This is a genomic window from Rhizobium leguminosarum bv. trifolii WSM2297 (assembly GCF_000271845.1).
Genome location: NZ_JH719395.1, coordinates 1,777,996 through 1,804,927 on the forward strand (window position 1 = coordinate 1,777,996; position 26,932 = coordinate 1,804,927).

Annotated in this window: 23 protein-coding genes and 2 pseudogenes; 11 read left to right on the forward strand and 14 right to left on the reverse strand. The window is 58.0% G+C overall.

The window, feature by feature from the left end:
* Window positions 1–108 precede the first annotated feature (108 nt).
* On the reverse strand, window positions 109–1,689 hold the full coding sequence (locus RLEG4DRAFT_RS24075) for a hypothetical protein (RefSeq protein ID WP_003580679.1): 1,581 nt from the start codon (window positions 1,687–1,689) through the stop codon (window positions 109–111).
* A 104-nt stretch (window positions 1,690–1,793) separates the two neighbouring features.
* Window positions 1,794–2,747: a hypothetical protein gene (locus RLEG4DRAFT_RS24080; RefSeq protein WP_003580681.1), complete on the reverse strand. Its 954-nt coding sequence runs from the start codon at window positions 2,745–2,747 to the stop codon at window positions 1,794–1,796.
* A gap of 205 nt (window positions 2,748–2,952) precedes the next feature.
* Here RLEG4DRAFT_RS24080 and RLEG4DRAFT_RS40990 point away from each other — a divergent pair, with 205 nt between their 5' ends.
* A complete protein-coding gene (locus RLEG4DRAFT_RS40990; protein ID WP_003580682.1) occupies window positions 2,953–3,204 on the forward strand; it encodes a hypothetical protein in 252 nt (83 codons plus the stop codon).
* Window positions 3,205–3,921: 717 nt separating this feature from the next.
* Here the strand turns inward: RLEG4DRAFT_RS40990 and RLEG4DRAFT_RS24090 are convergent.
* The 5 genes and pseudogenes from RLEG4DRAFT_RS24090 to RLEG4DRAFT_RS24110 form a co-directional block, all read right to left on the reverse strand.
* Window positions 3,922–5,154 carry a hypothetical protein gene (locus tag RLEG4DRAFT_RS24090; RefSeq protein ID WP_003580683.1) on the reverse strand — a complete coding sequence of 411 codons (1,233 nt, stop codon included), beginning with the start codon at window positions 5,152–5,154 and terminating at the stop codon, window positions 3,922–3,924.
* Complete coding sequence (locus tag RLEG4DRAFT_RS24095; protein ID WP_003580684.1) at window positions 5,151–5,639, reverse strand: hypothetical protein; 489 nt, start codon at window positions 5,637–5,639, stop codon at window positions 5,151–5,153. The genes RLEG4DRAFT_RS24090 and RLEG4DRAFT_RS24095 overlap by 4 nt, the downstream gene beginning before the upstream one ends.
* A 19-nt stretch (window positions 5,640–5,658) precedes the next feature.
* Entirely contained in the window at window positions 5,659–6,840 is a 1,182-nt protein-coding gene (locus tag RLEG4DRAFT_RS24100; protein ID WP_348529954.1) for a trypsin-like peptidase domain-containing protein, read from the reverse strand.
* A 343-nt stretch (window positions 6,841–7,183) separates the two neighbouring features.
* Window positions 7,184–7,634: pseudogene (locus RLEG4DRAFT_RS24105) on the reverse strand (hypothetical protein).
* Between the two features lie 114 nt (window positions 7,635–7,748).
* Window positions 7,749–8,102 (reverse strand): hypothetical protein, encoded by a 354-nt coding sequence (locus RLEG4DRAFT_RS24110; RefSeq protein WP_003580692.1) that lies wholly within the window; start codon window positions 8,100–8,102, stop codon window positions 7,749–7,751.
* Window positions 8,103–8,632: 530 nt separating this feature from the next.
* Here RLEG4DRAFT_RS24110 and RLEG4DRAFT_RS24120 point away from each other — a divergent pair.
* A complete protein-coding gene (locus tag RLEG4DRAFT_RS24120) occupies window positions 8,633–10,297 on the forward strand; it encodes a RecQ family ATP-dependent DNA helicase (RefSeq protein ID WP_003580696.1) in 1,665 nt (554 codons plus the stop codon).
* A 403-nt stretch (window positions 10,298–10,700) separates the two neighbouring features.
* Here the strand turns inward: RLEG4DRAFT_RS24120 and RLEG4DRAFT_RS24130 are convergent, their stop codons facing one another.
* Window positions 10,701–10,937, reverse strand: coding sequence for a hypothetical protein (locus RLEG4DRAFT_RS24130; protein ID WP_003580699.1), 237 nt, complete (start codon window positions 10,935–10,937; stop codon window positions 10,701–10,703).
* Between the two features lie 209 nt (window positions 10,938–11,146).
* Between RLEG4DRAFT_RS24130 and RLEG4DRAFT_RS47195 the strand changes: the two genes are divergently transcribed.
* Together RLEG4DRAFT_RS47195 and RLEG4DRAFT_RS47200 are read left to right on the forward strand one after the other, a co-directional pair.
* Window positions 11,147–12,484, forward strand: a complete 1,338-nt coding sequence (locus RLEG4DRAFT_RS47195) for an alpha/beta hydrolase (RefSeq protein WP_245277977.1) — start codon at window positions 11,147–11,149, stop codon at window positions 12,482–12,484.
* Complete coding sequence (locus RLEG4DRAFT_RS47200; RefSeq protein WP_085061928.1) at window positions 12,418–13,119, forward strand: hypothetical protein; 702 nt, start codon at window positions 12,418–12,420, stop codon at window positions 13,117–13,119. The genes RLEG4DRAFT_RS47195 and RLEG4DRAFT_RS47200 overlap by 67 nt, the downstream gene beginning before the upstream one ends.
* 253 nt (window positions 13,120–13,372) lie before the next feature.
* Here the strand turns inward: RLEG4DRAFT_RS47200 and RLEG4DRAFT_RS40350 are convergent.
* A pseudogene (locus RLEG4DRAFT_RS40350) lies at window positions 13,373–13,537 on the reverse strand (IS3 family transposase); the annotation flags it as partial.
* Window positions 13,538–13,794: 257 nt separating this feature from the next.
* On the opposite strand from RLEG4DRAFT_RS40350, the gene RLEG4DRAFT_RS47205 reads away from it, so the two are divergent.
* Both RLEG4DRAFT_RS47205 and RLEG4DRAFT_RS47210 read left to right on the forward strand, forming a co-directional pair.
* Window positions 13,795–14,271, forward strand: a complete 477-nt coding sequence (locus RLEG4DRAFT_RS47205; protein ID WP_245277978.1) for a hypothetical protein — start codon at window positions 13,795–13,797, stop codon at window positions 14,269–14,271.
* Window positions 14,268–14,696 carry an HNH endonuclease domain-containing protein gene (locus RLEG4DRAFT_RS47210; RefSeq protein ID WP_037094094.1) on the forward strand — a complete coding sequence of 143 codons (429 nt, stop codon included), beginning with the start codon at window positions 14,268–14,270 and terminating at the stop codon, window positions 14,694–14,696. Before RLEG4DRAFT_RS47205 ends, RLEG4DRAFT_RS47210 begins: the two co-directional genes overlap by 4 nt.
* Before the next feature lie 97 nt (window positions 14,697–14,793).
* Here the strand turns inward: RLEG4DRAFT_RS47210 and RLEG4DRAFT_RS24150 are convergent, their stop codons facing one another.
* Complete coding sequence (locus tag RLEG4DRAFT_RS24150; protein WP_171898235.1) at window positions 14,794–15,885, reverse strand: helix-turn-helix transcriptional regulator; 1,092 nt, start codon at window positions 15,883–15,885, stop codon at window positions 14,794–14,796.
* Window positions 15,886–16,566: 681 nt separating this feature from the next.
* On the opposite strand from RLEG4DRAFT_RS24150, the gene RLEG4DRAFT_RS24155 reads away from it, so the two are divergent.
* The 5 genes from RLEG4DRAFT_RS24155 to RLEG4DRAFT_RS24175 all read left to right on the forward strand — a co-directional run bounded on the left by RLEG4DRAFT_RS24155 (window position 16,567) and on the right by RLEG4DRAFT_RS24175 (window position 21,891).
* Window positions 16,567–17,883 carry an aminotransferase class I/II-fold pyridoxal phosphate-dependent enzyme gene (locus tag RLEG4DRAFT_RS24155; RefSeq protein WP_003580705.1) on the forward strand — a complete coding sequence of 439 codons (1,317 nt, stop codon included), beginning with the start codon at window positions 16,567–16,569 and terminating at the stop codon, window positions 17,881–17,883.
* Between the two features lie 193 nt (window positions 17,884–18,076).
* Window positions 18,077–19,180 (forward strand): heparin lyase I family protein, encoded by a 1,104-nt coding sequence (locus tag RLEG4DRAFT_RS24160; RefSeq protein ID WP_003580706.1) that lies wholly within the window; start codon window positions 18,077–18,079, stop codon window positions 19,178–19,180.
* Window positions 19,181–19,642: 462 nt separating this feature from the next.
* Window positions 19,643–20,368, forward strand: a complete 726-nt coding sequence (locus tag RLEG4DRAFT_RS24165) for an SDR family NAD(P)-dependent oxidoreductase (RefSeq protein WP_003580707.1) — start codon at window positions 19,643–19,645, stop codon at window positions 20,366–20,368.
* Complete coding sequence (locus tag RLEG4DRAFT_RS24170; protein ID WP_003580708.1) at window positions 20,362–20,847, forward strand: RidA family protein; 486 nt, start codon at window positions 20,362–20,364, stop codon at window positions 20,845–20,847. The genes RLEG4DRAFT_RS24165 and RLEG4DRAFT_RS24170 overlap by 7 nt, the downstream gene beginning before the upstream one ends.
* A 39-nt stretch (window positions 20,848–20,886) precedes the next feature.
* Window positions 20,887–21,891 (forward strand): enoyl-CoA hydratase/isomerase family protein, encoded by a 1,005-nt coding sequence (locus tag RLEG4DRAFT_RS24175; protein ID WP_003580709.1) that lies wholly within the window; start codon window positions 20,887–20,889, stop codon window positions 21,889–21,891.
* Between the two features lie 99 nt (window positions 21,892–21,990).
* Here RLEG4DRAFT_RS24175 and RLEG4DRAFT_RS64455 read toward each other — a convergent pair whose 3' ends face one another.
* The 4 genes from RLEG4DRAFT_RS64455 to RLEG4DRAFT_RS24195 all read right to left on the reverse strand — a co-directional run bounded on the left by RLEG4DRAFT_RS64455 (window position 21,991) and on the right by RLEG4DRAFT_RS24195 (window position 26,762).
* Window positions 21,991–22,257, reverse strand: coding sequence for an aldehyde dehydrogenase family protein (locus tag RLEG4DRAFT_RS64455; protein ID WP_125869689.1), 267 nt, complete (start codon window positions 22,255–22,257; stop codon window positions 21,991–21,993).
* Between the two features lie 18 nt (window positions 22,258–22,275).
* Window positions 22,276–23,922 carry an acetolactate synthase large subunit gene (locus tag RLEG4DRAFT_RS24180; protein ID WP_003580710.1) on the reverse strand — a complete coding sequence of 549 codons (1,647 nt, stop codon included), beginning with the start codon at window positions 23,920–23,922 and terminating at the stop codon, window positions 22,276–22,278.
* 429 nt (window positions 23,923–24,351) lie between these two features.
* Window positions 24,352–24,948, reverse strand: coding sequence for a peroxiredoxin family protein (locus tag RLEG4DRAFT_RS24190; RefSeq protein ID WP_003580712.1), 597 nt, complete (start codon window positions 24,946–24,948; stop codon window positions 24,352–24,354).
* Window positions 24,949–24,992: 44 nt separating this feature from the next.
* A complete protein-coding gene (locus RLEG4DRAFT_RS24195; RefSeq protein ID WP_003580713.1) occupies window positions 24,993–26,762 on the reverse strand; it encodes an MOSC and FAD-binding oxidoreductase domain-containing protein in 1,770 nt (589 codons plus the stop codon).
* Window positions 26,763–26,932: the final 170 nt, after the last annotated feature.

Genomic DNA, 26,932 nt, shown 5'->3' on the forward strand with positions numbered 1-26,932 from the left:
CTGTCGGCTTGGCGCGAGACTACATGGCGCCGCCGGGGCCCACAATGAAGACTTAATTATCGCTGCAGGCCAACGGCCTCTTGGCGCCGATGCTAATGCCGTTGGTGCTCACTGATATACAGCTGAAGTCCACAATCCCACATGGGCGATCAGGAGGCCGACGGCGAAACACCCCAGTCGACCTGGCATTCCGAGTGTGAGCGACGATATGCCGTTCACCTCCTGCTCGACCTTCCTGCGAGTGCTGTACCGGACGGCGTAGTTCATCACCACCGCGAAAAACAGACCGGTTAGGAAGAAGAGGACTACCCGCGTATCTCGGGTGAAGTCCATAAGCCAAGCGAACATGCCGAAGTACCAGAGAACTGCGGCGAATGCCGAAACCAGTGGCGTCATGGTAAAAAGGGACTGTGCAACAGCCTTACTTTCAAATCTCAGCAGGCTCTTTTGATAGTCCCTTGCGATCCGATCGAGACATTTTATCGATACCGCGCCCTTCATCTTGGCCGCAGTTTCATCGACCCAGTATTCGCGCCAACTGTTTGTCGACACGAAATCTCTAAGGCCTCCTGTCAAACCCTTCACGTTCGAGATCTCGCGCAGGAACGCAGACGGACGCCCCGCGGCGAGGCGATCGGTCTTCGCGGCGATCCTGAGGAGTTCATAGTCAAGGAAGTTGGGAAACGTGAATCTTGGCTCATGGATTCGTACATAGGAAACGGCCGAAGGCGATCCGCTGTATTCGGCTTCGAGATCGGCGTGGGTAATCTCGCAGGAAATCGGAAGCGTGGCCCGATATACGCCATCCTTCCAGCCTGAATACGATGCCTTCGTGGTCTGGAAATCCGACCACGGGAGAACGGGGTTTGTCTTGTCTGCCGCATGAGCCTTTAATCCGGAAGCGATCCACTCCTTCACACACTCGGCGGCATGCGGGGGAAGTTTGGTTGCAACGCTTCCGATGACTGGTGTCATTTCCATCTTGAAGAAATAGGCATCGGTGAAGAACCCGTTGCCTGCGCAAGTTTTGCAAGTGTGGACGCCGTGTCCGCCGCAGCTGTCGCAAGTTCTCTGCTCCGTGCCGCCGCACCATCCGCACCATGTGGTGCCGTGTCCGCCGCATTTACCGCAGTTAAACCACTTGCCGTCTACGTCGCGGCTGCCCTTCTGACCGTGGCATCCGTAGCATGTGACCTTACCGGCACCTGCGGAGAAGCTGAACTCGCAGTTCTTGCAGGTCATGCGCCCGGTAGTATTGCATCCGCGGCAGTCGACGGTTCCGTCACCGCAGCCGCAGTTGCTCTGGGAGAGTGCGTAGGCCTCGTCGCACACGATCTGCGCACCGTTTCCGACGACGCCTTCGCGCAGAACGCCACGCAGCGAACTTGTGTCAAGCGCCTCGCGGAACCGGGCGTCGGCTTTTTCCTTCACCAGCGCTTGCGGGTTGTTCACGATCGGAATGTGACTTGCGTTGGCGGGATGCCCGGCGAACCGCTGCGTGCGGAAGTCGGTCGTGACGAGGAACTCGATATTCACCGCCGCAGTCGACCGCTTGAGTTCCGGAGACTTCACCACAAGCGGGAGAGTTTCGAGACCCGCGAACATCGCTATTGGTGCGAGTGCAGTCTTCAACTCCTCATCGAACACCTTGAGTGCAGGCGACGATATCTTGGCAACAGTCTGATCCATGTATCCCCCATATTCGTGCACGGTTGTCGGACGGCATAGCGGGAGCGAACTCCAACAACCTGGAGCGCGCTGGCGCTATCGTCACTGATCGCTTTTCGTTGAAATCAGTCTTCTACGTTTTCGAACCGTAGTTCGGCATTGGCGCTCGTCTTCGAGAGGCCCGCCACTTCGCAGGTGCCCTTCTTACGCACGGGAGCTTCGCCGCGCAGAACGATGGTATGCCATGACTGCCCCAGGCCACCCTCGACCCGATATCCAACAGGCGCGCATCCCTTCTTGAAGACCCAAGAGGTTCCGACAATCCTGGCGTTCGTGTCGTACATGTCCCAGGGCTTCTCCGCCATGACGAGAACGTCGCCCGGCTTGACGACATCGCGGATGGAAGCCTTGGGCTCCTTGTAGATGATGAGCCCCCGCTTCGGGTCTACTGCCATCAGTGAACCATTGTGATCGAACTCTGCTCCGCTGAGATCGCCTTCATGCACATAGGCAGAGGGCTGCTTCTTGGACGAAGCCTGTTTCTCAGCTCCGGCATCACGCGGCACGGCGCCTTCCTTGATCCACGGAGCCACGTCCGCGTAGATCAGCTTGTTGCCGTCGCACACCTTCCACATGGCATATGAGCCCTGGTAGTAGCGCCATATCGGAAAGCAAGACGCGCTCATGGAGAACTCGAGGTCGGGCCACTCGGTGTTGCTTTCGTGGGGCACGAGCTCGGTCATGTCGAAGCCGAATTCGTGCTTCCAGCCGCCAGCTCCGTCGGAAATCAGAAGGTGGACGTCCGAACCAGAAGGACCGAAACAGGTAGACGAACCATTTGCGAGTACATCCGGATAGGCGGTTACGACCAGCTCGTTGACGCCATCCTTGTTGAGGTCGATCTGCTTGATGTCGTAGGCGATCTTAGTCCCTGCACTGTGTAAGCACTCGGACATGCCGCTTTCGGCTTTGTCGATGATGACCAGGGCCTTGTCGACATCGGCCTGGCTCCAGTCGGTTGCAAAAGCATGAGCAGGGAGAACTGCAAGAGACAGGGCTACTAAAGCGTGGCGATCCATTTCTTCCCCAAATAATCGAAAATCTTATGCCTACTCGTTTAAGGGGATCGGCATAAAATGCAGTGAAGCTGAAAGGTAAAGTTGTATCGGCCCGCAAGAAAATTCGCCGTGCTCGAGCAGGTGCAGTTGTTTGATCAGATGCTGCACGTCCTTCCATCTCCACGGGAACCGATTTATCGTCGGCGGCAATACCGGGGGCTATCCGATGAAAACATACGCCATTATCAGCATCGCGGCTGCGGCATTTGCCTATGCGTCATCCACGCAGGCTGCCTGTTACGACTTGTCCAAGCAGCAACCCTCTCGGCTGAGCGGGCATCTTACCCATCGAATCTTCGGTGGGCCCCCGGAGTTCGAGGACGTCCAAAAGGGCGACACACCAGAGCCAGGCTATATCATCAAGCTTGATCATCCGATCTGCATCACGGGAGACGATTTCGCGGATCCGACGCGCTAGGCGTGTGGGTGCTGGCGTGCCTTGCGCCATAGATCTTCGAGATCTCGTTATCGGACGCGCGTCGGCCGACGATCGGAGACGTGGCCAATGGCATGTCAATGGCAACTACATTGATCGGGGAGCCGATCTTGCTCGTGGCAGTTTGGATGATGGCTGACCAATCGGGGATTGATCCGCGATGTCTGGCGATCCTTTGGACTTGGTCGAGCCGAGTGAAGGCATCATAGGACGATGCGACATCGACGAGCTTCCAACCGGAGCCATCATCCGAGATCAACGCGACGCCGCTGGGCTCGCGTTCTGTCCACGCGGCATCGATTCCGAGAACTGATCTCAATCCAAGTCCCTTCCTCGTGAGAAGCGTTCGCCTTAGCGGCGCTCAATGCCTCAGATAGCTTTTTTGCCCACTGTCAGTCATGCAGTACTGCCCGCCTCGCGGACCGGTGCATTATGCACCCGACCGACAAGAACACTGTCCGTCGTCAGCAGGCCTCATTTGGGGGGATGCCCCGCCAAGTAGGCCCACGGCGCCTCCCATGTACGCAGGACACGATCGCTTGCTCGCGCTGACCGAGCCGTCGTTGCAAATAAACGTGTCGCCTTGGCAACCAGCAATGCCGCCCTTGCGGCCGCTACAGGGTGTATTCGTGGCCTGTGCGGCCACCATCGCCGCCAGAAGAAATGCGGATGTGCCCAGGATCAGACGCATGCGACGTTTCAACGGGCTTTCCAGTTCATCACCTTTTCGGAAGCGAAATACTGATCAAGAACGCTGGCAACGCTGCGCAGTTTCGTATCGGGCGGGACGAGGTCGATGTCGCGGATCATGTCGTAGATCCAATCGCCTGTTGAGGGCGCGATCATGTCGCTGTCGGTTGACAACGTCATAAGATCGCCCTTTCCCTTGAAACTCGCGAACAGTTCCTCGACCGATCCCGCGGCCTTGTAAAAGGTCTTGAGATCAGATGGATCGGGGGCGAAAAGGCACCAGACGAAATTCTTGCCATCTGCGGTTTTGGCGATTGGAAGGTAAGCTATCCAGGTCTTGATGGTGCCTTGGCGAAACTGGTGGGTTCCGAATGCGATCTTGTCCTCGCCGTTTTCCATGAGCTGAGAGCCTTCGATAAACTCGTCTATCGTCGCCTTTGCGACTGCGAAGCCCTGTTGGCTGCTCCTTCGGTTGAGATGGTAGTATCGGTTCACGCACCCATTCACGATCATCGAGCGTGTGACCCCGGGCTTGTCCCGCATCTGATATGAACGCTCATCATAGTCGATGCCTAGGACTCGGACGCTGTCCGCATCGTCGGCAACGAAGAGCTCGTCCTTCGATGGCGCAAGGAGCTTTGGCAATTCCGCGGGAACGACGTAGAGCCTGTCCGCAATTGCGACCAGCCTCGATATGCCGAGCACCGCAGAACGATACGCATAGGCGACCGTCGCCGCATCGTAATTGTCGCTCGGGAGGTCAAGGTAGGGAGCATGAAACCCGAGCAAAGCTCCAGGTTCAAGTGATCGGTCCGGAAGCTGGTCCGGCAGGGGATCATCTTCACTTATCGGGTTGGGATCCTTCGGAAGTGCGGTCCCGCCTAGAAAGGCGATTGCGCAGGCTGAAAGGCACTGTCCACCGGAGCGCACCACCGTGGATATGCCTCGTCTGCGGAATGCCAGGGCAAGATCGAGGCCCTCGTCGTAGGATCCGCCAGGACTGTCGAGCGACACGACAATCTTTCGCCATGGATCCTGCTCGTGGGTGATGCCAGAGGAACTGAGGGCGGCATCGAGACGCTGCGCATCTCCCTGATCGATTTCGCCCTTCAAATGAAATCGAGCTTCAGCGGTTAGGCCACCTTTCAATCCTTCATAAGAGAAGTCGGCGCATGCTGCCGCATTTGAAAGAAAGCAGGCCAGACCAATCGGCGCGAGCTTGGAAAGCAGCCCGTTTTTCATTTTGCGATACCTGGGCAGAGCTGTTGGAAGACAGTAAGTGCAACATCGTATCCGGACGCCGACGAACCGTCGAGGATCTCGCCCGACTTCAGGTCACGGACGGCATAGTCGGCCATGATGTCGTCGGATTGCCTTGGCCCCTCGAATGCATAGGCTTGGCCGTACATGTCGGTCCAGGTACGCTTCCGGCAATTCCCCGTTACTCGATCGCCTACTTTGACTTCCGCCATCGTGCGCTTCACGCAAGCCATGGAGTTGTCCATTGCGTACTCCACGCAGAAAGCCTTGGCGTCCTTCGGCGTGTGCTCGACGATGATCACGGCATTGGCTGTCCCGATTCCCGTTTTGGATACTGTCGTCAGGTGCATCCCCGCGCGTGACCCGTAGTAAATCGAATGGTCCTCGGCAGCGGCGGCAGGAGACACAGCGACCGAAATGGTCGTAGCGCAGAGACCCAGTCCAAGATGGCGAAACAGCGATTTCATTGCATTCCCTCCTGTAGTGTCAGTCGCAGCAGACCTTGCGGACATACGAGTTTCCGTACGTCACCATCGCGTCCTTTGCGATCAGGCCTTGTGCTTTCAAGGCGTTGGACAGATCCTTGGCCTCCTGCTCGCCATAAACGTCATGAAGCGTCACGGCGATCCATCCGTTGGCGGCCAGATGCGCGGACAGCGGGACCGCGGATCCTTTGATGAATAAGCGGGCATCGTCGAGTGTCCGGAAGGATTTGATCTGGACGAAACGTCCGTCGCTCGCAGGCTCATCGAACTGGTCTATCCGCACCCACGAGTAGTGCATGTACCCGCTCGCCCCGCCGATTGTGACCTGATACCAGTCGCCGAGCACTTCGGTCACGACGACAGGGCTTCCATTGGGCACCTGTCCGGTCGTCTTCGAATCGCCGGTGGCCGTCATTTTGATCGGCGCGACTCCTTTCGGATGACGCACGAATCCGCTTCTGGCTAGAGGAACGTCGAGCGATGCTTCTTCGCTAGAGGCCCTATTCGTCGGCAGGTTTGCCGACCTCGACGGCGGCTGTTGCTCAACATCTGGCGCCTTGGGCGTCATTGCCGTCGCCGGAGCGACCGCTTTGGGATAGCACAGTATCTGGAAGACGGAGGGGGTAACGCGGTCGGCCAGATCTGCGGTCGAAACCGGTTCCGATTTTTCAGCGTTTTCCGGTGTTTGGGCGACGAGGCTCTGAGATTCCATGAACAGCTCGGCGACCGATGCGCGGATCGCAAAGTTGACGTTTTGCGCAGTGATACCGATATCGTCCGCAGTCTTCTTCGAGAGCGTAGCACTCGTGATCCCAAGCAGATATCCATCGCGATCCACGACCGGACCTCCGGAGTTGCCTGGTTGGATCGGCGTCGAAATCTGAATGTATCTGGTGTCGTTTCGGATCCCTGCGAGCGCGTTGACATTGCCTGTGGTGATCTTCACGGAGTCTGCAAGAAGGGTTGCCAGCGGATAGCCTACGGCAACGATGTCCTCGCCGAGCCTCGTTGGCGACTTCCGGAAAGCCAAAGGCTTCAGTTCCCCACCGGATATTTTTACCACCGCCAGATCATTGATCTCATCGATGCGGGGATCGGCAGCATCGCCCTTCCCCTTCACCTCAATCCGCCCACAATCCTGGACCACATGGGCGTTTGTCAGGATCCACCCATCGCTGGTCACCGCAAATCCCGTGCCGACGAGCTCGGCTCGTCGGCAAAGCAGGACGAGGCAATGGCCATGGACAGACCGGTGGCTATGATTACTCTGTAAGTGAAAGACATTTTGAATTCCCCAGGCGGTCGAAAACTAACGCCGCCGAGGCAGGGCTTTCAACTTTTTCTTGCAAGATTGCTTAATTGTCGGCGTACCGTGTTACACACCTGCATAACCGGAGAACCATCTTCAGCAATGAGCGCAGGTTAGCTCACACCGAAGAAGATGCCTTTCAATGCTTGACCGCCCCTCGCCTTCAAGTCGAACGTTGAACGGGTCGCACGCATGAGAAACTCGTCTTCGAGAAGCATCAATCCTGGCGTGGGATCGGCTTACCCTCGTAGCGCACGCGAAAGTTCCTCCTGTGAAAATCCTGCTCGAAGCAGATGAAGACGAGCTCTAGGTCGTTAGCACTGTCGCGCTTTCCAAGAAGGCTAAGCGTAACAACGATAACGCCGCTGTATCCACGGGTCAGCCGGAAAGCCGCGTTCCGGATGCCAGTTGCTTCCGGATCCTTCCGGTCTTCGCGGCGCTCATAAATGACCCAGAAGCGGGCAGCATCCCAAGTCTGCCGGAGGATTTCGCTGACCTCTTCCTTGAATCCTTCAGCATGCATTGCCGGCCCCCAGGAAAATGCCTTCTCGCCCCCATCGCTGATTACATTGAGATAGCCGTCATATTGGTAGGCGCCGGACAATGCCTGTTCCAATCATCTCGAATGCTGAGTTTTCGTTGATTGCGGTCTTGAAGAGAATGGCCATCGAATCCTGCGGTTTCACACGGCATGACGGGGACGGCGAGAAAACAGGGTGTCGCCTAGGCGTGCAACGGAGAGTTGGTATGGGAAACGAACGAGTCTGCATCGCTGGATCCCATCATGAACGATCGCTGCTGCTCGGCCATGACGGTTTCAAGCTGACAACGGTCCCGCTGTCGACGACGATCCAGAGTGTCCGAACCATATCGGCGGCTTCGCGAAGGATTGCTGAGATATTCGCTTGGGAAAATGTGGTCACGCCCGTTGAGGCAGCGTTCAGACGGATGATCGCATCGTGTTCGGTTCCACTTCCGGGGATGCCAGCTTGCTCGCGCAGATCGCGTACCGTGGTAATCGCACGAAGCAACAAACTCTCGATTTCGTCCGAGGTCAGTCGGTCGACTTCATTCGCCGACCTAACAAGTTCTGCGACGAACCCCGGGACGCTGCTTGTCTCCGAAGTTATGGTCATCCCCCCTCGAATTCCGTGCCGGGCAGCCAGCCGCGCGTATAACCCCTGCTGATGCATGCCCGGGCGATAGCAAGTTGTTCGCACAGCCGTTCGCGATCATTGAGAAGAGCATCGATTGTCGCGCGCGGATCCCCGCCGTGCCAAGCCATAGCTGCGTCGACGGGGTGGGGATCCGGTGTCGTATGAGATTCTGCAAGCATGTCGGATTCTCCAGTTCAGCGGAAGTATGCTCGGAGAAAATGTTGCGGCAGCGAAACGGCCTATGCAACGGCGCCTCGGCGCGAGCATGGACAGGGTAATCAGCCTAATGAGTCGTCGCAAGATTTTGTTGAAGGCATAGCAAGTCACAAGCTGCTGCGTCTCCTGCCGCCTTCGCGGCGATGATATATCTAGGCGACTGGGTGCGTTGATACAGTCAAAACGTGCAACATTCAGAGTCTTTGGTCGATCGCGCTATCGTCCCCACTTACGCTTTTTCAGCAACTCTCCTTCAAATTGTCCGGACGATTACTGTTGCTGGGACGCGTCCTATGGATGATTGGAAAGACACCCGCCGCCTTGTGCTTGCGCGGGACGGATACAAATGCGTTTCGTGCTCGACGAGGGTCAAGTCGCGCGATGCCGATGTGCATCATCTACTTCCGAGATCCATGGGCGGCTCCGATGAACCTTCGAACCTCGTGACCCTGTGCGACGGCTGCCACGCAGCCCATCATCCGAACCTCGCCGGAGGTCTTGCACGGCGCGCGATCGAACGTTGGGCCATGCGCCTCGCACGATGGCTCGACCGCGATGCTAGTTCTCTCGAATCCGATATGAATTTCGGGCCAGTCCTTCGGCTATTCGGCACATCGCACTTCCGAGGAGGCCAGCTTCCCATCGTGCTCGCCGCTCTCTCCGGCAAGTCCATCCTCGTGGTCAGTCCTACCGGGTCGGGGAAGTCGCTCTGCTTCCAGATCCCCGCACTGCTAAGGCGAGGCTGCACCATCGTCGTGAGCCCCTTGAAGACGCTCATGAGCGATCAGGTTTCCGGCTTACTCCGAAGAAAAATCCCGGCGACCTTCGTTAACAGCGCCCTTAGCGTCGAGGAAAAGGAAATCCGCTACGACATGGTTGGGGTGAACGCGGTAAAATTCCTCTATCTGGCTCCCGAGCGCTTCTTCGTGAAAAGCAAGAGCGAGCGAACGCTGCTTTCCGATAGCGAACCTGAGTTCCTGGTGGTGGATGAGGCCCACTGCGTCGACGCGTGGGGAAGAGACTTCCGGCCGGAGTACGGCCGACTTGCCGAAGTCCGGAAGAGCCTCGGCTCGCCGCCAGTTCTCGCCTTCACGGCTACAGCAGGCCAGGCGATGCAGCAGCGCATTCTCGCCTCGCTCGGAATCGAAGATGCGGAAGTCTTCGTTCGCGGCGTGGATCGGCCGAACATCGCCCTTGTCCGATGGATGGCGGCGAGATCTGCTCGCCATCACGAGATCGCCGCTCTCCTCCGCCTTCCCGTTTTCGCGGGTAGGAAAGCCATGATCTTCGTGCCCACCGCGAAGGTTGGCCACGAGCTGCAGGCGGATCTGCGCAATAACGGGCTCGAAATTCCGTTCTACCACTCAAGGCTCGGCAACGAGTGGGAACGGCAGGAACTGCTTAAGCGCTTCCAGGGCGAGAGCCGTCCGATTGTCAACCACATCATCTGCACGAACGCCTTCGGCATGGGGTTGGATGTTCCCGATGTCCGCCTCGTCATCCACTGGCAGCAGCCCGCCTCAGTCGAAGACTACCTCCAGGAATTCGGTCGAGCTGGGCGCGATGGCAAGCAGTCCGTCGCGGTTACCTTCACCGAAGGCGGGCGCGGTCACCGCCAGGATGTCGGACTTCTGAGATTCATTGCCGAGAAGACTGCCAACGGCTCCAGCCTGGACGCATCGGCGGCGCGCTCCATGTTGCAGCAACGGTATTCACAGATCGAGGATCTGACAGATCTTCTCGCCTCAAGGGAATGTTTCCGCCAAGGGATAGTCGAATATTTCGAAGGGCCGAAGGTGAAGCCCCGTCTCACCCTCGGCATGAAAATCCTGAACTGGGCCTTTAGCAAGGAGTCCGCGCCGAAACGGTTCCGATACTGCTGCGATGCGTGTGCAGCCGTGGATCGACGACTTGAGAACTTGCCGCAGCATGTGGCTTCTGTCTTCGTGAACAGGTGAGTGGCAACAAAGTCGTTTGACAACTCGATCGAAATAGAACAAAAAGTGAACAAGATGTGGAGGCAACGATGAGCGACATAGAACGAAAAACTCTATCGAGTGCGCCTACCCTCATCGCCAGGAAGTGCCACTGTGGAGACTGGGCTGGCTTCGGGTTCACGAAAGGGGATCACGGCGACTGGTGGTGCTGGAAGCATTACCCCTACAAAACGTCCGCTCGGCTTGAGGCGGCCGAGATCGTCGTTGAGTTTGGCGATAGAGCTGCGTAGAGCTTAACCTGCCTGTTTCCGTGAAGGTCAAATCTTCACGGTCTCACGCCTGTGGCCGGCATTGCCTTCCCCATGATTGCCGTTGCGTCTCGGATCCGTTTGCTTGCGATGCTGGCCACCGGATCGCCGCCGTTCTATTCGCGATATGGGAAACGAAACCGACGGAACGAACCAAAACTTCTGATGTAGGCCTCCCGCTCGGCATCGGCGGCGCTCTTGCCGATATCGCGCAGGAGATGTTCATTTAGCCGGTACCACGGAACGACCGGATTGATGGCTGCAACCCATAGATCACGCAGTCGCGCGCGCCAACGCACCCGCCGCTCGACTGCCTCTAGCATGCCCTCTTCGCCTTTACGGATGAAGCTCATTGCACTACCCTCCTACCTCGACGTGCGGCGCGGTCCGCAACGATCCTCCATCGCCGTCAAAGGGACGTGTGGCCGGATGTGATGGATTCGTAAAAGCGATGGCTATGGCGGATTCGATGAAGCGCCCTTTCCTCTCCCTGCTGGGTGGCTTCGCTTGCGCGGGCCTTGTTGCGGGGTCGCCAGCGTCTACACGCAAAGCTCGTGCTTTGATGGCCTATCTGGCGCTCCAGGCCGGACAGCCCCAATCGCGCGAAAAACTCGCCGCCCTGCTGTGGGGCGGGACGGGAGAAGAGCAGGCCCGCGCGAATCTGCGGCAAACCTTGTCCGTCCTGCGGCGAGCGTTGCAGGCGACCGGACGAGAATGGTTCCGGATCGAAGGCGACCTGGTGGCGCTCGATCTCGGCGACGGCGAACTTGACGTCAGGCGGTTTGAGGCCTTGGCTGCCAGCTCCGCGACCGAGGACCTCGAACAGGCAATCGCTCTCTATTCCGGGGAGCTCCTCGAAGGCTTCAACCTTGGGGAAGAGCCATTCGAGGATTGGCTTCGCACCGAAAGGGAACGGCTACGGATCACCGCCACTGCCGTTCTGGAAAAGCTCATTACCTGCCACGTTGGTGGGAACGAACCGGGCGCCTCCATCCCCGCTGCAACGCGGCTGCTCTCGCTGGAGCCGTTACGGGAAGATGTGCACCGCACGCTGATGCGCGCTTATGCGGCGACGGGACGTTTCAATCTCGCCCTCGCACAATACCGCAGTTGCGCCGATACGTTGCGCAAGCAGCTCGGCGTGCAGCCCGAGCCCGAAACGCGGGCACTCTACCGAGATTTGCTGGCGCGCCGCATAGCGCAGCCTGGCGGGCGATCACCAGAGGAGGGAGCGTCGTTCGAAGCCCGCCCTCAAACCCGCTATGTGAAATCGGACGGGGTTAGCATCGCCTACCAGGTGACGGGGGAGGGTCCCTTCGACGTAGTTTATGTGCAAGGCTGGGTTTCCAATCTCGACTACGCCTGGGACTCGTCGAGACTGTCGGGCGTCCTGCACCGTCTCGGTTCCTTCTGTCGCCTCATCCGCATCGACAAGCGCGGCACGGGCTTATCGGACCGTGGCACCGGTGTTCCGACCCTCGAGCAGCGCATGCAGGATGTCCGCGCTGTGCTGGATGCTGTCGGATCGCAAATGACAGTCCTGTTCGGCAGCTCGGAGGGCGGAGTCATGTGCATGCTGTTCGCCGCGACCTATCCCGAACGTACGGCTGCCCTCATCCTACACGGAGCCTATGCGCGGGGTCTCTGGTCACCGGATTACCCCTGGGGACGTACCCGAGAGGAACTCGAAGAGGAACTTCTTGCCATCGAGCGGGATTGGGGTCGCCCGGCGGACCTCGGCCGGGCGGCCCCGAGCCTCATCGACAATATGGTCGAACGCGAATGGTTTGCGGGTACCTGCGAAATTCGGCATCCCCCGCCGATGCGATCTCCTTGTGGCGCTGGGGCGTCGAGATCGACGCGCGCGATATCCTTCCCGCGATCCGAGTTCCGACCCTGATCACCCATCGAACCGGCGACCGCTGGGTCAAGCCCGAAGAAGGGCGTTATCTGGCAAGCCGCATTCCCGGCGCGACATATGTCGAACTGCCCGGCGATGACCATATCATCTGGGGCGCAGATTCCGATCGGCTGATCGACAAAATCCAGCGGTTCCTAGTCTCCGCGCCGCCAGCCCCGACCGAGAGCGCCTTGCTGACGGTCTTGCACTTCGATGTTCAAGGCGCATCCTCCGGTCGAGTGAAAGATTGGCAGGACGACGCCGTTCGACAGCTTCGCGCCGACGACGGCGAGACGATTGACCTGCGGGAATCCGGACTTATCGCTGCGTTCCGGCAGCCCAGCCAGGCGATCACCTGTGCATTGTGTCTTCGCGGCCGGCTGCATCACCTCGGCTTAGATGTTCGCGCAGGCATTCATATCGGCGAATGCGAACGGCAACGCGGCCTCTATGCGGGTCCGGTCCTTCGGCTTGCCGCAGGATTTGCGGACTGCGCAAGGCCGGGAGATATCATCGCCTCCCGCACCGTGCGCGATCTCGTTGTCGGTGCAAACCTCTCCTTTGATCTACGTGGACAGCTCGATCTGCCCGGAATCCCCGGCCCCTGGCCTTATTTCTCCGTTGAGCGGCCCTGAAGTCATAAATGTCGGGTGTCCGAGTGCGGCAACGCGATCCCGGAACTGCCTCTGACCGAGTGCACGGCGGCGGCAGATTGTGAGCATGCCGCGCTGGCCAGATGCCGCAACGACATGTCCGTCCGGTCGCCACCCTATCCGAGACGACGAGGCACGGAGCGAGCATAAATCTGAGCGTCATGAGACCTGCGTGAAGGATACGCCGCCTGACAAGCCTGAAACCAAGCCAGTGGCTTGACCTCGCCCCCAAGTTTTATCCAATTTTGCGTTCGCTCCGGCGGTTTGGGTTGCTGTATTTGGGGTAGCCGCGGGTTGCGGTCCGGAGCCATTCCGGCTGCGCAAAACCGCAGCACGTCGCGGGTTGATGGTCTGAGCGAATTCGGCGGGGTGGCATCCAGCCGATGCCCGAGTGCGGCTGAATTCGCTGGACCTCTTCGGCGAACGAACGACCTCTGTGGTGGAAGTTGCGAGCTGATTGTGTAAATTTGAACTGAATACGAAAGGCAAGCGGTGAGGCTCCATTGAAACCGATCATTTTCGTCGAATACAACAGCCTAGGCTCATGAGTATTAGTCTACCCACGCAAGAAGGGGTCGATGTCGATCGCCTCGCCCAGCTCTTTCGAAACTGTACGCAGTCCTACAAATTCCTCTTTTTTCGGGGATTCTCGCGAGATTGCACAAAGACAGATGCGAGCATATTCGATTTGATGAGATCCTAGCAGAGATGATCGTCGCCGCTTGGTGGCCCGCCATCGTCAGTCGCCTGTCGATCGGCAATGCGGCCACCAATGACACACTGACTGCGCTTCTCCACACAATCGGCGACGCGCTCCACGAGAAGCTGTCGATGCAAGAGGCGCATGAACTCTCACGCCTGTGGGTCAATCGAGAGCAATCGAGGGGATCGCTACGCTACGTACCAGGAGCATTGCTCAGTCCTTGGAAAAAAGATGCGAAACATCCGCCGCTCTATCGGATCCGAAGTGACGGTATCGAACTTTATGAACCGTGGCATAAATATCTAGTCGCCAACCTGCCGATTGTCAGTGGATGGGCCGACAGCGCCTGGCTGGGATGGATGCAGGCCCGAAATCCTAATGTACCCGTCAGCATGGAGAAGCTGGGTCCCCTTCTCGGCGGATTAGTTTGACCCTCGAGCGAAAATTTTTCCTCAAAGGGATGTCGGGCATACCGCTTGAATGCATTTACACGCAGCAACGCGTGGCTGAAGGTGACCTGAGTCTTGATCATTTTCTGCCTCGCAGCTTCGTGGGTCATGATCGCATTTGGAATCTCGTGCCCGTTGCGAGATCGGTCAATTCGGCGAAGGGAGCTCGGCTGCCCAAACAAACATATCTCGAGAGCCTGGTGCTCGTGCATCACAGCATCATCAATGGGGTACTACCGTCTGCCCGAAACACCGAGAAAACGTTTCTCGACCAATACTGCACTGATCTCCGCTTGCCAGCGGGCGAGCTCTCTAACATTCGGGTGCTTCGCGACGCCTACATCGGCGTGATGTTGCCGATGATGGCCATTGCGCAACGCATGGGCTTCCCCACTGACTGGCCATGACAAGCAACTTGCGAGGGCGCGGTGCCTGCTGCCGTCAAGTCGGGTGTCTAACGAACATCGACAGGTGAAACTGATGGTCGGTCGATGTCCGGTGTGCTCAGTTGAGTTTATTGAGTAGCGCAATCAACTGCCCCTGCTTGGAAGTATCTGTTTTCGTAAAGATAGCTCGAAGATGCGTCCTTGCGGTCTCATAGGTTACTTTGCAAATGTCTGCGACGTGGCTCAGCTCCTTACCTGTAGCAAGGAGACTTGCAATCTTGGCTTCGGTTCGTGTTAAGCCAAATAAAGCACGTGCAACGCGCATGTCATCCGGACGTTGATTTTCATCGGGATCGACCAGGATTCCCAGCGCCCATCCGGTATTGAAGACATCCAGTAGGCTGCCGCGCAGTCTGTGTATCTTCAAAACAAGATCACGTCTGCCATCACGGGCCAGCCTGATAAGCCCATCGCCATTGGCGGTTCCGCCTGGGTGCTGAATGGCGCCGCAGGCCGCCGCTCTCACACGAGCACCGTCTCCGCCGCGCGGAGTTGAAATCTGCCCCTGCCTGAGATTGATACCATGCCCGAACATGGTTTGTGCTTTCGCATTGACCCGGATAATGTTGCCGGCCCGGTCAAAAAACAATCCCGCTACATCCACCAGATCGAATGCGTCGTCCATCGCTTCTATTTTAGTGTGCGCAAGTTTTCGAGCCACCGTTCCGGCCACGGACATCTGATTGCGAAAGCGGTGTAGGATCGCCTGCTCCTCCTCGGAGAAGGGTACGTCATCGACCCCCCGATTAAGAAGAATGGCATAAAGATCGTTGTCTATATTGAAGCCCACATAAGCACCATAAAAGAAACCATGTGGCCGCAGGAATTCCTGATAGTAAGGATCTGTCCGATATTCATCTTCCGTTGCGCAATCCTTATCGGTCATGATTCCTTTCCGTTCAAGGGCAGGAATGCCTCTGGCACGAACACAGGTTTTGTAGAGTTCGTTTCGGAGATAGAACTCCGTCATTTCCTTGGCATTGTGGGTGAACTCGATGGAACCGGGGACCTGAGCGCGAATGGGCATGATGTTTGCTCCAGCCGCACCGCCCCCTCGTGCAAAAACGTCCAGCGCATCATGCCAAGGCGTGATGCCGATGGATGCCTCGAACAGTAGATCGGTAGCCTTGCCCAGTAGTTCTATGTCCACGTTCATCCGCCTTTAGTTGAAATTCCCCAAATGACAGCAACTTGGCCCACAATACCCTCATTTGCAAATGGTGGCTTTGCTTGTTCTTGCCCACGACCGTTGCCTTAGCATCGGGCCCCGCGCGAGCGGAGCAACTTTGACAAGCCCGTCGGATCATGCAGCGGCTCGATCAAGCTGCTGAAATCTGGAGGCTCGGCCGAGTTCAGTACCGAGATCGTGGTTGCAGCTAAGTCTGCGGTTGAAACGCCGCAGGATCGCTAACCCGAAGGCAACCGACGGATAGCGGACAGGTGCTATCCCCCTAAACTGCATTGGCGAATATCTGATCGCTACTCCAATTGGAGGACGCGGCTATCGCCGCCTGCCATTACCGTTACGCGGTTGATGTTTGGGGGGACACATGTTTGCTATCGCTGTAGGAGCCGCAGTCCTTCTTTCCGGCTGCACTATGGCCGACCAGAAGCTTACTAACAAGTTTAGCCGATCCCCCTTGGAAAAGTCGGGCAAACACACCTCACGGTTCAAGGCTTGCCACCGCAAGGGTCTCAGATGGTTTTTCGCAGTTTCCGCAGGCCGCACGCCAGCGGAAACAAGCGACCGTCGCACTATGCGGCATCCTCTGTCCTTTGTGGCAACGCCCATCGATGATTGAAATTTAAGCGCGAATTTATAGGGGACGTCATGCTTGAAAAACTTAAAGTAGCTCTCGGCGATCATGATCTCGCCACAATGGTGGCGGGCGATAACCGCCAGATTGGCCTTGTACGTAGAGATTGCCAAGACCTCGGAATTTCGAAGGTGACGGCGGTTGCAGATGCATACCACGAAGTGAAGAGCCAGCAGTCGATTTCAGGCGTCTGGTGTTACGACAACTTCACCGAGAGAGGTAGCAATTCAGCCGGGGTGGTGAAAAGCGACGCTTACACGGTGGAGCGGGATTGCATCATCTGGCCAGTCAACCATTACCTCGGGCTCAATCGTCATCCCACGGTGGTCGACGCCGCTTCGAAAGCCCTGCAGCAGTTCGGAACCGGGTGTGGCACCTCTGCGATGAGCGGTGGGCACTGCAGCCTCCACAAGCAAGCTGAAAAGCGATTAGCGTCATGGCTGGGCAAAGAGGCGGCTTTGCTTTTCCCGACGGGGTATAGCGCCAACGTGGGAGCTATATCAGGGTTAGCAAAGGGACCGTCCTGCTTCGTCCTGTTCGATCGCGAGTGCCACGCATCCATCATCGACGGCATCAAGCTCTCAGGCGCGAAATTCTTGCCATTCAGACACAACGACATCAGCGATCTGGCGCGAAAGCTCGACCGATATGCTGGCCAATATGAGAACGTCTTCGTAGTCGTTGAATCAATCTATTCGATGTCCGGCGAGGAATCCCGCCTTCAGGCAATATGCGATCTCAAATCCCAGCACGATTTTCTGCTCTTCGTCGATGAGGCCCATTCGTTTGGTCTCCACCCGGAGCGGACGCTTTGCAGGAAACTCGGTCTGACGGATCATGTGGACTTCGTCATGACGACGCTCTCCAAGAGCACGGCTGCGATCGGCGGAGTAGTCGCCACGAGCCACGCCTTCAAAACGTTCGTTCAAGTCGAAGCCAACGCCTACCTCTTTCAGGCCGCAATCCCTCCCGCCGACGTCGCGGCGATCATCGCGGCAATGGACGTCATCGAAGAGACGCCACACTTACTGCAATCCCTGTGGTCGAAGGTCTCATACATGCGCGGAAAGCTTCGTGATCTCGGGCTAGATATCGGGCAAGGCACCAGTCCTATCATCCCCGTCTTCATTCGTGACTCCGACACCCTTCTAAGGATGGGGCAGGATATGTTTCACGAGGGAATTTTCACGACATCGGTGGCCTACCCCGTCGTGAAACATTCGGAGGTCAGGTTCCGGTTCATTCTGAACGAATCTCATTCGTATGAGCAGATCGACAGAACGGTTGGCCTCCTTGAGAAGCTGGGGCGGCGGTACGGAGTTATAACGTAACCAGTAACAGGGCTCCACGTTGTCTCTGCTCAAAGGTGGGACGCGGATTGGAGAGGGAGGGTATCTGAACGTGCTCGATTCGCAGAATCCGTTTGTCACAGAAGTTACACCCGAAAAAGTCCAACGAGCCGATATTCAACTTTACAGCGAACGTGCTATCAATTTTGCGTCTCATTGATCTGGGGGGACACGGATGAGATCGATCTTACTTACAGCTATGATGAGTCTGAGCGGCGTCGCGTGCGCTGCTGCCGGACTGGATGACCACTTCGACGGCTCCAAAGTGGATCCCTCAAAGTGGACGACACAGCAGGTTCTCTCGCGCCAGATCGAGTTCACCAAACCTGGGCGCTGCGGGAACGCTGCGATCGACATCGTCACGAAAGACGGCGACGACGGCCTCGAATGCGAAGACGACTGCCAGAGGGCAGAACTTCGCACAGTCAAGAAGACCTGGCCGAATTTCGGCGATGAGGTATGGTTCTCGTTCAGCTTCAAGATCACAGGTGACGTACCATCCAAGGGCAGCGCACGATCCGTCATCGGGCAATGGAAAGGTCCGGGAGACAGTAGCCCAATGATCGCGCAGCGCTTCGACAACGGCGTCTTCCATATCACGGTCCAGGACAACGATGTCCGACGTGTGATCGCCAAGGCGGAGGGTGATCCCGACGCCCTCCTCAGCGCGCAGAACCTACTTGGAAACCTAGAGTTCAACGAGCAGAACGTGAATGCTATCAAGTCCCTGCAGTCGCTCGACCTGATCAGCAGGAACGCTCCGGAAGTCTCGAAGCAGTTTTTCAGCCAGAGTCTAATGCAGAGTATGGGACCGGAAGCGAAGGGCGGAGACGCGAAGGCCCTGTCGGAGGCTCTCGGCCTTCATGAAAACGGCGACCTGGTTTCTCAATTCCGGTCCCTTTCGTTCGTCGCCGAGCCCGAAAAGTACATCGGCAAGGCGGACATCGAGATCGTTCCGGAAGCGAACCGCCCGCTGCCCGATCCGCGCAAGGATTGGGTCGACATGATCTATCGCGTGAAGCCGGGCCGAACCGACAATGAATACGGACCACGTCGGGCCGCCGAAATCGACGTCTGGGCGAACGGTCAGAAGATCGTCTCGGTCAAAGGCAACATCGGCGCGACGCTGAAGAAGAAGGACAACTTTCCCCTTGCTGGGCCGTATTTCAAATTCGGCACCTATAGGCTTCGTATTCCAGGGACGTTCCATTTCGAATTCGACGAGTTTTCGCAGTCTGCTACACGAGCGGGTCTCGCACAGCTCTGCGCCACACACTGAGGTACTAGCCCCTTTGTCGCCGAGGCGAAGGCTGCGAAGCAGATCCGTCGCCTCCGCGGATGCGATATCGGCTGCTCTTTTCCTTGCGGTTCCGTTCTTTCACATTCGCTCGCCTTGCGAGCGGCCTGAGAGAGCATCGTGACGTGTGGTGTACAGCGCCGTTCCCATCGCGAAACCTTTTCTGTCCCTTCGTTGGCATCGCCATCCTTCTAAGGCAGTTTGGTATCCACCTATCCAAAGGTATCGGCGACACCTTGGTACAATGGTCTTTTGTAAGGTTTCGCGCGATCGTCTTTGCGGTCAAGCAACCGGTTAAATCCGGCGCAGTACGGAAGTAGCCAGACCCGAGACGCCTAAACATCAACACTGGAATTCTATGGGATAAGCCCTGAACGCCCGCTGCGCAGACGGCTGGCGAGGAGCTTCGGCGTCTCGTAAAATTCGGCATCCATGGAGGCAGGAATGAGTTCGCAGAAGACAATCCTGATTACCGGCGCATCCCAAGGAATTGGCGCAGGGATGGTGAGAACGTTTCTTGAGCGGGGCTACAATGTCGTCGCGACGTCGCGACGCATCAGCGAGACGTCTGGATTCGATCGTTCAAGTCCGGTGGCACTCGTCGACGGCGACATCGGCGACCCCAATACGGCCGAAAAAGTGGCAGGCGTGGCGATAGACAAATTCGGATCGATCGATGCACTCGTCAACAACGCTGGCATCTTTCTGACCAAGCCGTTTCTGGAATACACGATCGACGATTTCCGGCGGCTTTCCTCGACGAACGTCGAGGGATTCATCCATCTCACTCAACTCGCAGTCAGGCAGATGCTCCGTCAACGAACCGGGGGCAGCATCGTCAGCATAACGACTTCCCTGACTGATCATCCCATCGCCGGGGTCACCGCCTCGGTAGCCATGATCACCAAAGGCGGCATCAACGCCATCACGAAGAATCTGGCGATGGAATTTGCGAAAGACAATATCCGGGTGAACGCGGTCGCGCCAGGCATCGTCGATACGCCGTTACACGAAAACGATCCCAAAGACTTTCTCAAAACGCTGTCGCCGATGGGCACAATTTCCGGCGTCCAGGAGATCGTCAACGCAGTCGTGTATCTGACCGAAGCGGCCGGTATCACCGGGGAGGTGCTGCACGTCGACAACGGCGCACATCTTGGAAAATGGTAGGCGCGCCGCAAGCGGCCGGAGGCCCGGAGCGCCGGCTGCTGGAACTGGGCATCTCTCTCCCTCCTCCACCGACCCCGTTCGGCGCCTATGTCGAGGCCATTCAGTGCGGGTCGCTGCTGTTCCTGAGCGGCATGCTGCCGGTGATCGGTCACGAGCCGAAATACACGGGGCGGGTCGGTACCGAGCTTACTCTATCGGAAGGCTACGACGCCGCGAGGGTGGCCTGCCTGAGCGGCCTGGCCGCCGCGAAATCCCATTTGGGCACATTGGAGGCGATAGGCCGCATCGCCAAGCTCGGCGTCTACATCTCCACTGCGGAACATTTTCAGGAGCACCCCAAGGTCGCCGACGGCGCATCCGAACTGCTCCGGGACATCTTCGGGGCCGAGAAAATACCCCCGCGCGTCGTGTTAGGCGTCGCCAGCTTGCCGTTGGGGATGCCTGTGGAGATCGAGCTCATTTTCGAGGTCGCGCGGTAGTAAACCTTCTATTCATCAACCGAAGAGATGGAGGCAATCATGAACATCGAGACGCATGCAAGGGTCGGCCCCGGCCCGAATCTCCGCCACGTTGCAAGGCCATCAAAGTTCATTGGCGCAGCGGCGTTGCTGATGCTTCCCGCATTTGCACTTGCAGGCGAAGCAACGACCCCTGTGAAAGCCAACTCAGCTGAACAAACGAAATTACAAGGTGAGGCATCACAACAGATCAGGATCGATCGGCGCACGCCCGGCTACTGGCGCGTTACCTTCGACAATCCGCCGTTCAACATCTTCGGGCCTGAAAATATCCCTCAACTCGAAAAAGTGATTTCGGCAATCGAAACCGATCCAAAACTCAAGGTCGTGGTCTTCGACAGCGCAGTTCCAGGATTTTTCCTCACCCACTACAACTTCACGCCGCCGTTGGCGGACTCCACCGGCTTGCCGCCCGGACCGACCGGTCTTCATCCCCTGCCCGACATGCTGGTACGGCTGAGTAAATCGCCGGTCGTTTCCATCAGTCTTATCCGCGGTAGAGCGACGGGAGTCGGCAGCGAACTGGCGCTTGCGAGCGACATGCGCTTCGCGAGCCGCGAGAAGGCTATCCTGTCTCAATGGGAAGTCGGGGCCGGACTTGTGCCTGGTGGCGGTCCGATGGCCAGGCTTCCCCGATTGATGGGGCGCGGACGAGCACTTGAGGTCCTTTTAGGGGCGGACGACATCGACGGAGATCTCGCAGAAAGGTATGGTTACGTCAATCGCTCGCTGCCCGACGATCAGTTGGATGGGTTCGTCGACGCTCTTGCTCTGAGAATATCAGGTTTCGACCGCCAGGCGATCGCGGACACCAAACGGCTCGTCGATTTCGCAAGCCTTCCCTCGGATCCGGAGATTGGCGCCGGATGGGATGCCTTCATCACGTCGGTGCAACGTCCGGTAGCGCAGGCAAAGATCGGGAAGCTGATGGAGCTGGGGCTTCAAACAAATGCGGATGTCGAGGGCAGACTGGCTCATTACACGCAGAGCTTGGCGGACAAGTGAGGAATAGCTCGTACGCCAATGGATTCGACACGGCCGGTCTCGACGGCCGGCCGTTTTGATGCGCGGGCGTTCACGAGGGATCGAATCCTTGCGCGGTTCTCAGGGCGGTGAACCCGTCAATCGCTCGCATGATGCGTTGATTGCGTCTGGCTGCTTTCCGCCTTCACTTGTGATTGTCATGGCAAACGGTCGCTGCTCTTCCTTAAGAGCTCTGACGCCTTTTCCCCGGAATCGACGTCTATGCACGGTAGGCCACGCGTCCCGGTCGTCGAAAGCTTTGCTGGCGATGCCGATCTTGCGGTCGACGGTCGCGGCGCCTTCGGCTGCAACATCCCCGATGAGTTCGCAATCGAACGCCTGAAAAATCTTTAAAGAGGCGACATCTTACGTCTCCGATGTTACCGGCAGCCGTTCTCGAAGCTCCTTGACCAGCACCCGTTCATTTTCCGAGTAGTCCACAGGAACGTTGACGAGATGGACACCTCCGCCGTTGAACGCAGCTTCGAGGCTGTTCTTGAACCCCCTGATGTCATCGACCCTCGTAGCCTTGGCGCCGTAGGATTCGGCATACTTGACGAAATCCGGATTGCCGAACGTCATGCCGAAATCCGGAAACTCATCGACGGCCTGTTTCCAGCGGATCATTCCGTACGCATTGTCCTCGATCACGAGGACGACGAGGTTGAGCTTCAGCCGGACCGCCGTCTCCAGCTCCTGCGAATTCATCATGAATCCGCCGTCGCCGCAGATCGCCATGACGCGCCGCTGCGGATAAAGCATCGAGGCCACCATGGCGGACGGAAGCCCAGCCCCCATCGTTGCAAGAGCATTGTCCAGCAACAGGGTATTTGCCATGCGGGTCCTGTAGTTGCGGGCAAACCATATCTTGTACATGCCATTGTCGAGTGCGAGGATACCGTCATCCGGCATGACCTCGCGAATGTCGTGGACGAGGCGCTGGGGTGTAAAACGCTCCTCCGTCGCCCTTGCTGCAAGGCGCTCCAGAATGCGTGGCCGCAAGTAAAGGAGAGCGCCTGCGTTGGGCAGCCTTCCTTCTACGCGATCTGCAAGGGCTTTCAGCGATGGCCCCATGTCGCCGATGATCTCGGCCTGCGGAAAGTAGACCTGCTCGACGGTCGCTGGCTGGTATCCGACATGAACGACGCTCGGCCCCCCCTTGCCCATGATGAAGGGGGGCTTTTCGATGGTGTCGTGCCCGATCGTGACGATAAGATCGGCCTGCTCGATCGCCTCGTGGACATAGTCGCGCTCCGACAGAGCTGCGGTGCCCATGTAGAGTTCGGTCCCGCCCGGGACCGTCCCCTTCCCCATCTGGGTCGTGAAGAACGGAATGCGGGTTCTTGTGACGAACTGCGCGATTTCGGATGTCGATCGGGGCCGGGAGGAAGCCGCTCCGAACATCAGCAGCGGCCGCTTGGCAGCCATGATGAGGGCGGCCGCGCGGTCGAGCGCAGCGTCGCTTGCGGTTGGCAGTTCGAGTTGGTGCGGCGCCACCAGCGCCACGTCCTCGCATTCTTCCGCCGCAATGTCTTCCGGAAGCTCGAGATGAACCGGTCCCGGTCTCTCCTCCTGTGCGATCCGGAACGCCTCCCTCACCATAGTTGGGATCATATGGGGCGACACGATCTGCCGCGTGAGCTTGGTGAGCGGCTTCATCGATGCCACGACATCGACTACCTGGAAGCGGGCCTGACGGGACGACAGTACGCCTTTCTGGCCAGTGATCATCACCATCGGCATCGCCCCCAGCAGCGCGTAGGCCGCGCCTGTCGAAAGGTTTAGCGCACCTGGTCCGAGCGTCGTCAAGCACACGCCCGGTTTGCCAGTCAGACGGCCATATGTCGCGGCCATGAAGGCTGCCGCCTGTTCGTGCCGTGTGAGCACGAGCTGGATTGATGATTTGCGAATGGACTCGACGACGTCGAGATTTTCTTCGCCGGGAATGCCGAAGATGCGCTGAACGCCCTCGTTCGCAAGTGCGGCGACTAGGAGATCGGAACCTTTGGTCATGAATGGATGCCTGTTCTGGTTGGCATGTCGGTCGGTGGAAGCTATCGGATTGCACGATTGAACATAGTCTGCTCCATGGACAGGTCCAATCGCATTTGGGCGTATCGCTTACAGGCAAGATATGTTTGATCGGATTAACCTAGCGGTCGGTCAATCCGGCGTCGTTTCGGTCACGCGATCCGTGCGGCGGATTGTCTGAGCAGTCTAACGAGTTCACCAGGGTCCTGCACGCCTCGCCGGTAGAAGCCGATCACCCGCCATGCCAGAAAGTCGCTTTCGTCCGAAGCCCTTTCAAAGCCATTCTCTAGGTTCACTATCTCCAACGCACGTTGGCAAACGGCGATCTCCTCGGAACATAGGGGTAGGTCATCCGGATGAATTCGTTCCATGAATGGGTCCTTCTGCTCCGGCGTTACCGCTCTCGAGGACTCAGCCCTCGTCGCCAAGTATCTCTACGAAGGATTTGCCATAGGGGTAGAACAGCTCCTTGCGTCCTTGCTGCCATGCCAGCCGCAGTTCGGGCTGCATGATGTCCCAGTCCGGAAGGCACTTTCTGCAGACCGCCCGCAAATCCTGTCGAAGATCTTCGACGGTCGGTCGGCCGAAGAACCAGTACCCGTTGTAGATCTTGTAAATGATGAGGCCTGGCTCCACCACGATGACATGCGGGATCATTGGATTGTGATGGGGATCCGTATATTCGGCGATGTCCAGATCCTTCTGGACGATGCGCCTTGCATCGGAAAGAAATGGCCAATGGGCGCCGACACCGCTGCGAAACTCGTGCGTTTCGGCGATGCTGTCGGTACTGATCGTCACCATGGTGCAATATCCGACCTCCATCTCGCGATGGAGTTGCAGCAGACCTTCGGCTTGACGGCGGTCCTTGGGACAAAAGCTGCCGCGGCTAAGGACCAGCACCATGGGTTGCCATCCCTGTAACTCTGAGAGTTTTCGACGCTTGCCCGTATGATCGCTCAGCTCATAATCCGGAAGGACGGCTCCCGGTGCGATGTCCGATCTCATCTTCTATCCTTCCCTTCTCATTTCGTTTCATGGCCATTCTTTCGTTACAGATCGATCACAACGTCGCCCACCGGCCTCGAGCAGCAGAGCAGCACGTTTCCATTCGCAGGCGCATCGATCGGTTCTGGGCTATAAGAAACACATCCAGAGACGATTCCGGTTTCGCACGTGTGGCAGACGCCGGTACGGCAGGACCATCGAACGGGAATGTCACAAGCCTCGGCCATCTCAAGGAGGCTTGGGTACGTCGCGCCCCAGGGCACATTGAGACCGGTCCGGGCGAACGAAACCAAGGGTCCCGAACCTGCCGGCCCTGCGGGTACATGGGGCCGCTGTTGCTGGGAGGCCGCGATGCCTGGAGTGACTGACGGGCCTGCCCCGAAAACTTCGGTGTGGATGCGACGTTGCTCAACCCCGAGTCCCAGGAGACCGGCCGTCAGGTCCTTCATGAACCCCATCGGTCCGCAAAGATAAAAGTCGGCGTCCAATGGCAGGCCAAGCCTTTCCAGCATTGCCACATCCATACGACCAGTGCCGTTGTAGTCCTTGCCCTGTTGATCACCAGGGTCGGGCGCGCTGTAGCATATGTGCCGATGAGTGTTGCGCAGCCGGCTGAGCAGTTCGTCCACCTCTTCGGCGAAAGGATGCTCGCGGCCGTTGCGCGCGCCATATATCCACCAGATCCTCCTCGTCGAAGTCTCACTAGCCAGCGCGTGAAGCATGGCGAGCAACGGCGTCGCGCCAATACCGGCGCTCAGCAGTACGATCGGTGCCTCGCCTGGCAACAGTTTGAAGTCGCCGCGCGGGGCGCTCATTTCCACGAGGTCGCCAGCATCCACATTTTCGGCAATGAACTTGCTCGCAAGTCCATGCCCCTCGCGCTTGACGCTCACGCGGTAGCGACCAAGACTCGCGCCACCCGAGAGCGAATAGCTGCGCAAAATGGTTGGCCCTGATCGGGGTCGTAGCCGTAATACGACGAACTGTCCTGGAAGGAACGTTGTTACCTGCTGGCCGTCGCTCGGCTCGAGAACGAGAGACGTCACGCTGTCGGTCTCACGCACCTTGCGCAACACGCGAAGCGAACGAAAACCCGCCCAAGCAGGAGCCATATAGGAAGGTCCCGTCAGTCCGGCGTTTCCGCTCGGCGCGCCCTCGTTTTCGGACTGCGACAGCAAGGCCCCGAAGGACCTTCGCCATCCGGTGCTCAGTTCCGGGATCCGCATTGCGCGCTCAAGCATGTCGCGAGGGTGAGGCGGCTTGTAAAGAAGAGAATTGATCTCGGCCACGGTCATGCCCTCGGTGCCCTCGGTGCCCGAGGCCACTTTCGCAATTTCATCGCCCGCCTGAACTTCCCCTTCTTCCAGGACACGGAAATAAAAGCCAGGCCTTCCGTGGCTAACCACGAGTGCGGCCATTTCCGGAACCTCCATTCTGATACCCAATCGGTAGCAGGTGACACGCGGCTGTGTGACCTCAAAAAGGGCGGCGCCGATACGGTACCGGTCTCCGATGCAGACCTCTGTATCCGCCAAGCCGTCGACGGTGAAATTTTCTCCAAACTGGCCATAGACGAAGTCGCGGCGCCCCAGGTGCTTTTCCCAATAGCGATAGGAATCGATTTGGTAGACGAACACCGCCCGATGTTCGCCGCCGTGTCCGGCAAGGTCGGCCTGCCCGTCGCCTTCGATGTTCAGGCGCCGGACTATTCGCCGTCCCTCCACAGGCGACTTCCAGACGGCAGTGTTGACCGTCCTGCCTTGCCATTGGACGTCCCGCGGCAAGCCGACGTTGATCGAAAGCAGACGTATCATGGCTGTGCTCTCCGGCGATGATCAAAAGGCGATTCATTTCGATTGATCGTCCGAACAGACGACTCGACCTCCAAGGACCCTTTCGGTCGGCTGCCTTCACGACTGCATGAACCGTCGAGACAGAGAACAACTGAAGGCGTCCGCAATCCATTATACGATGGTATCACCGA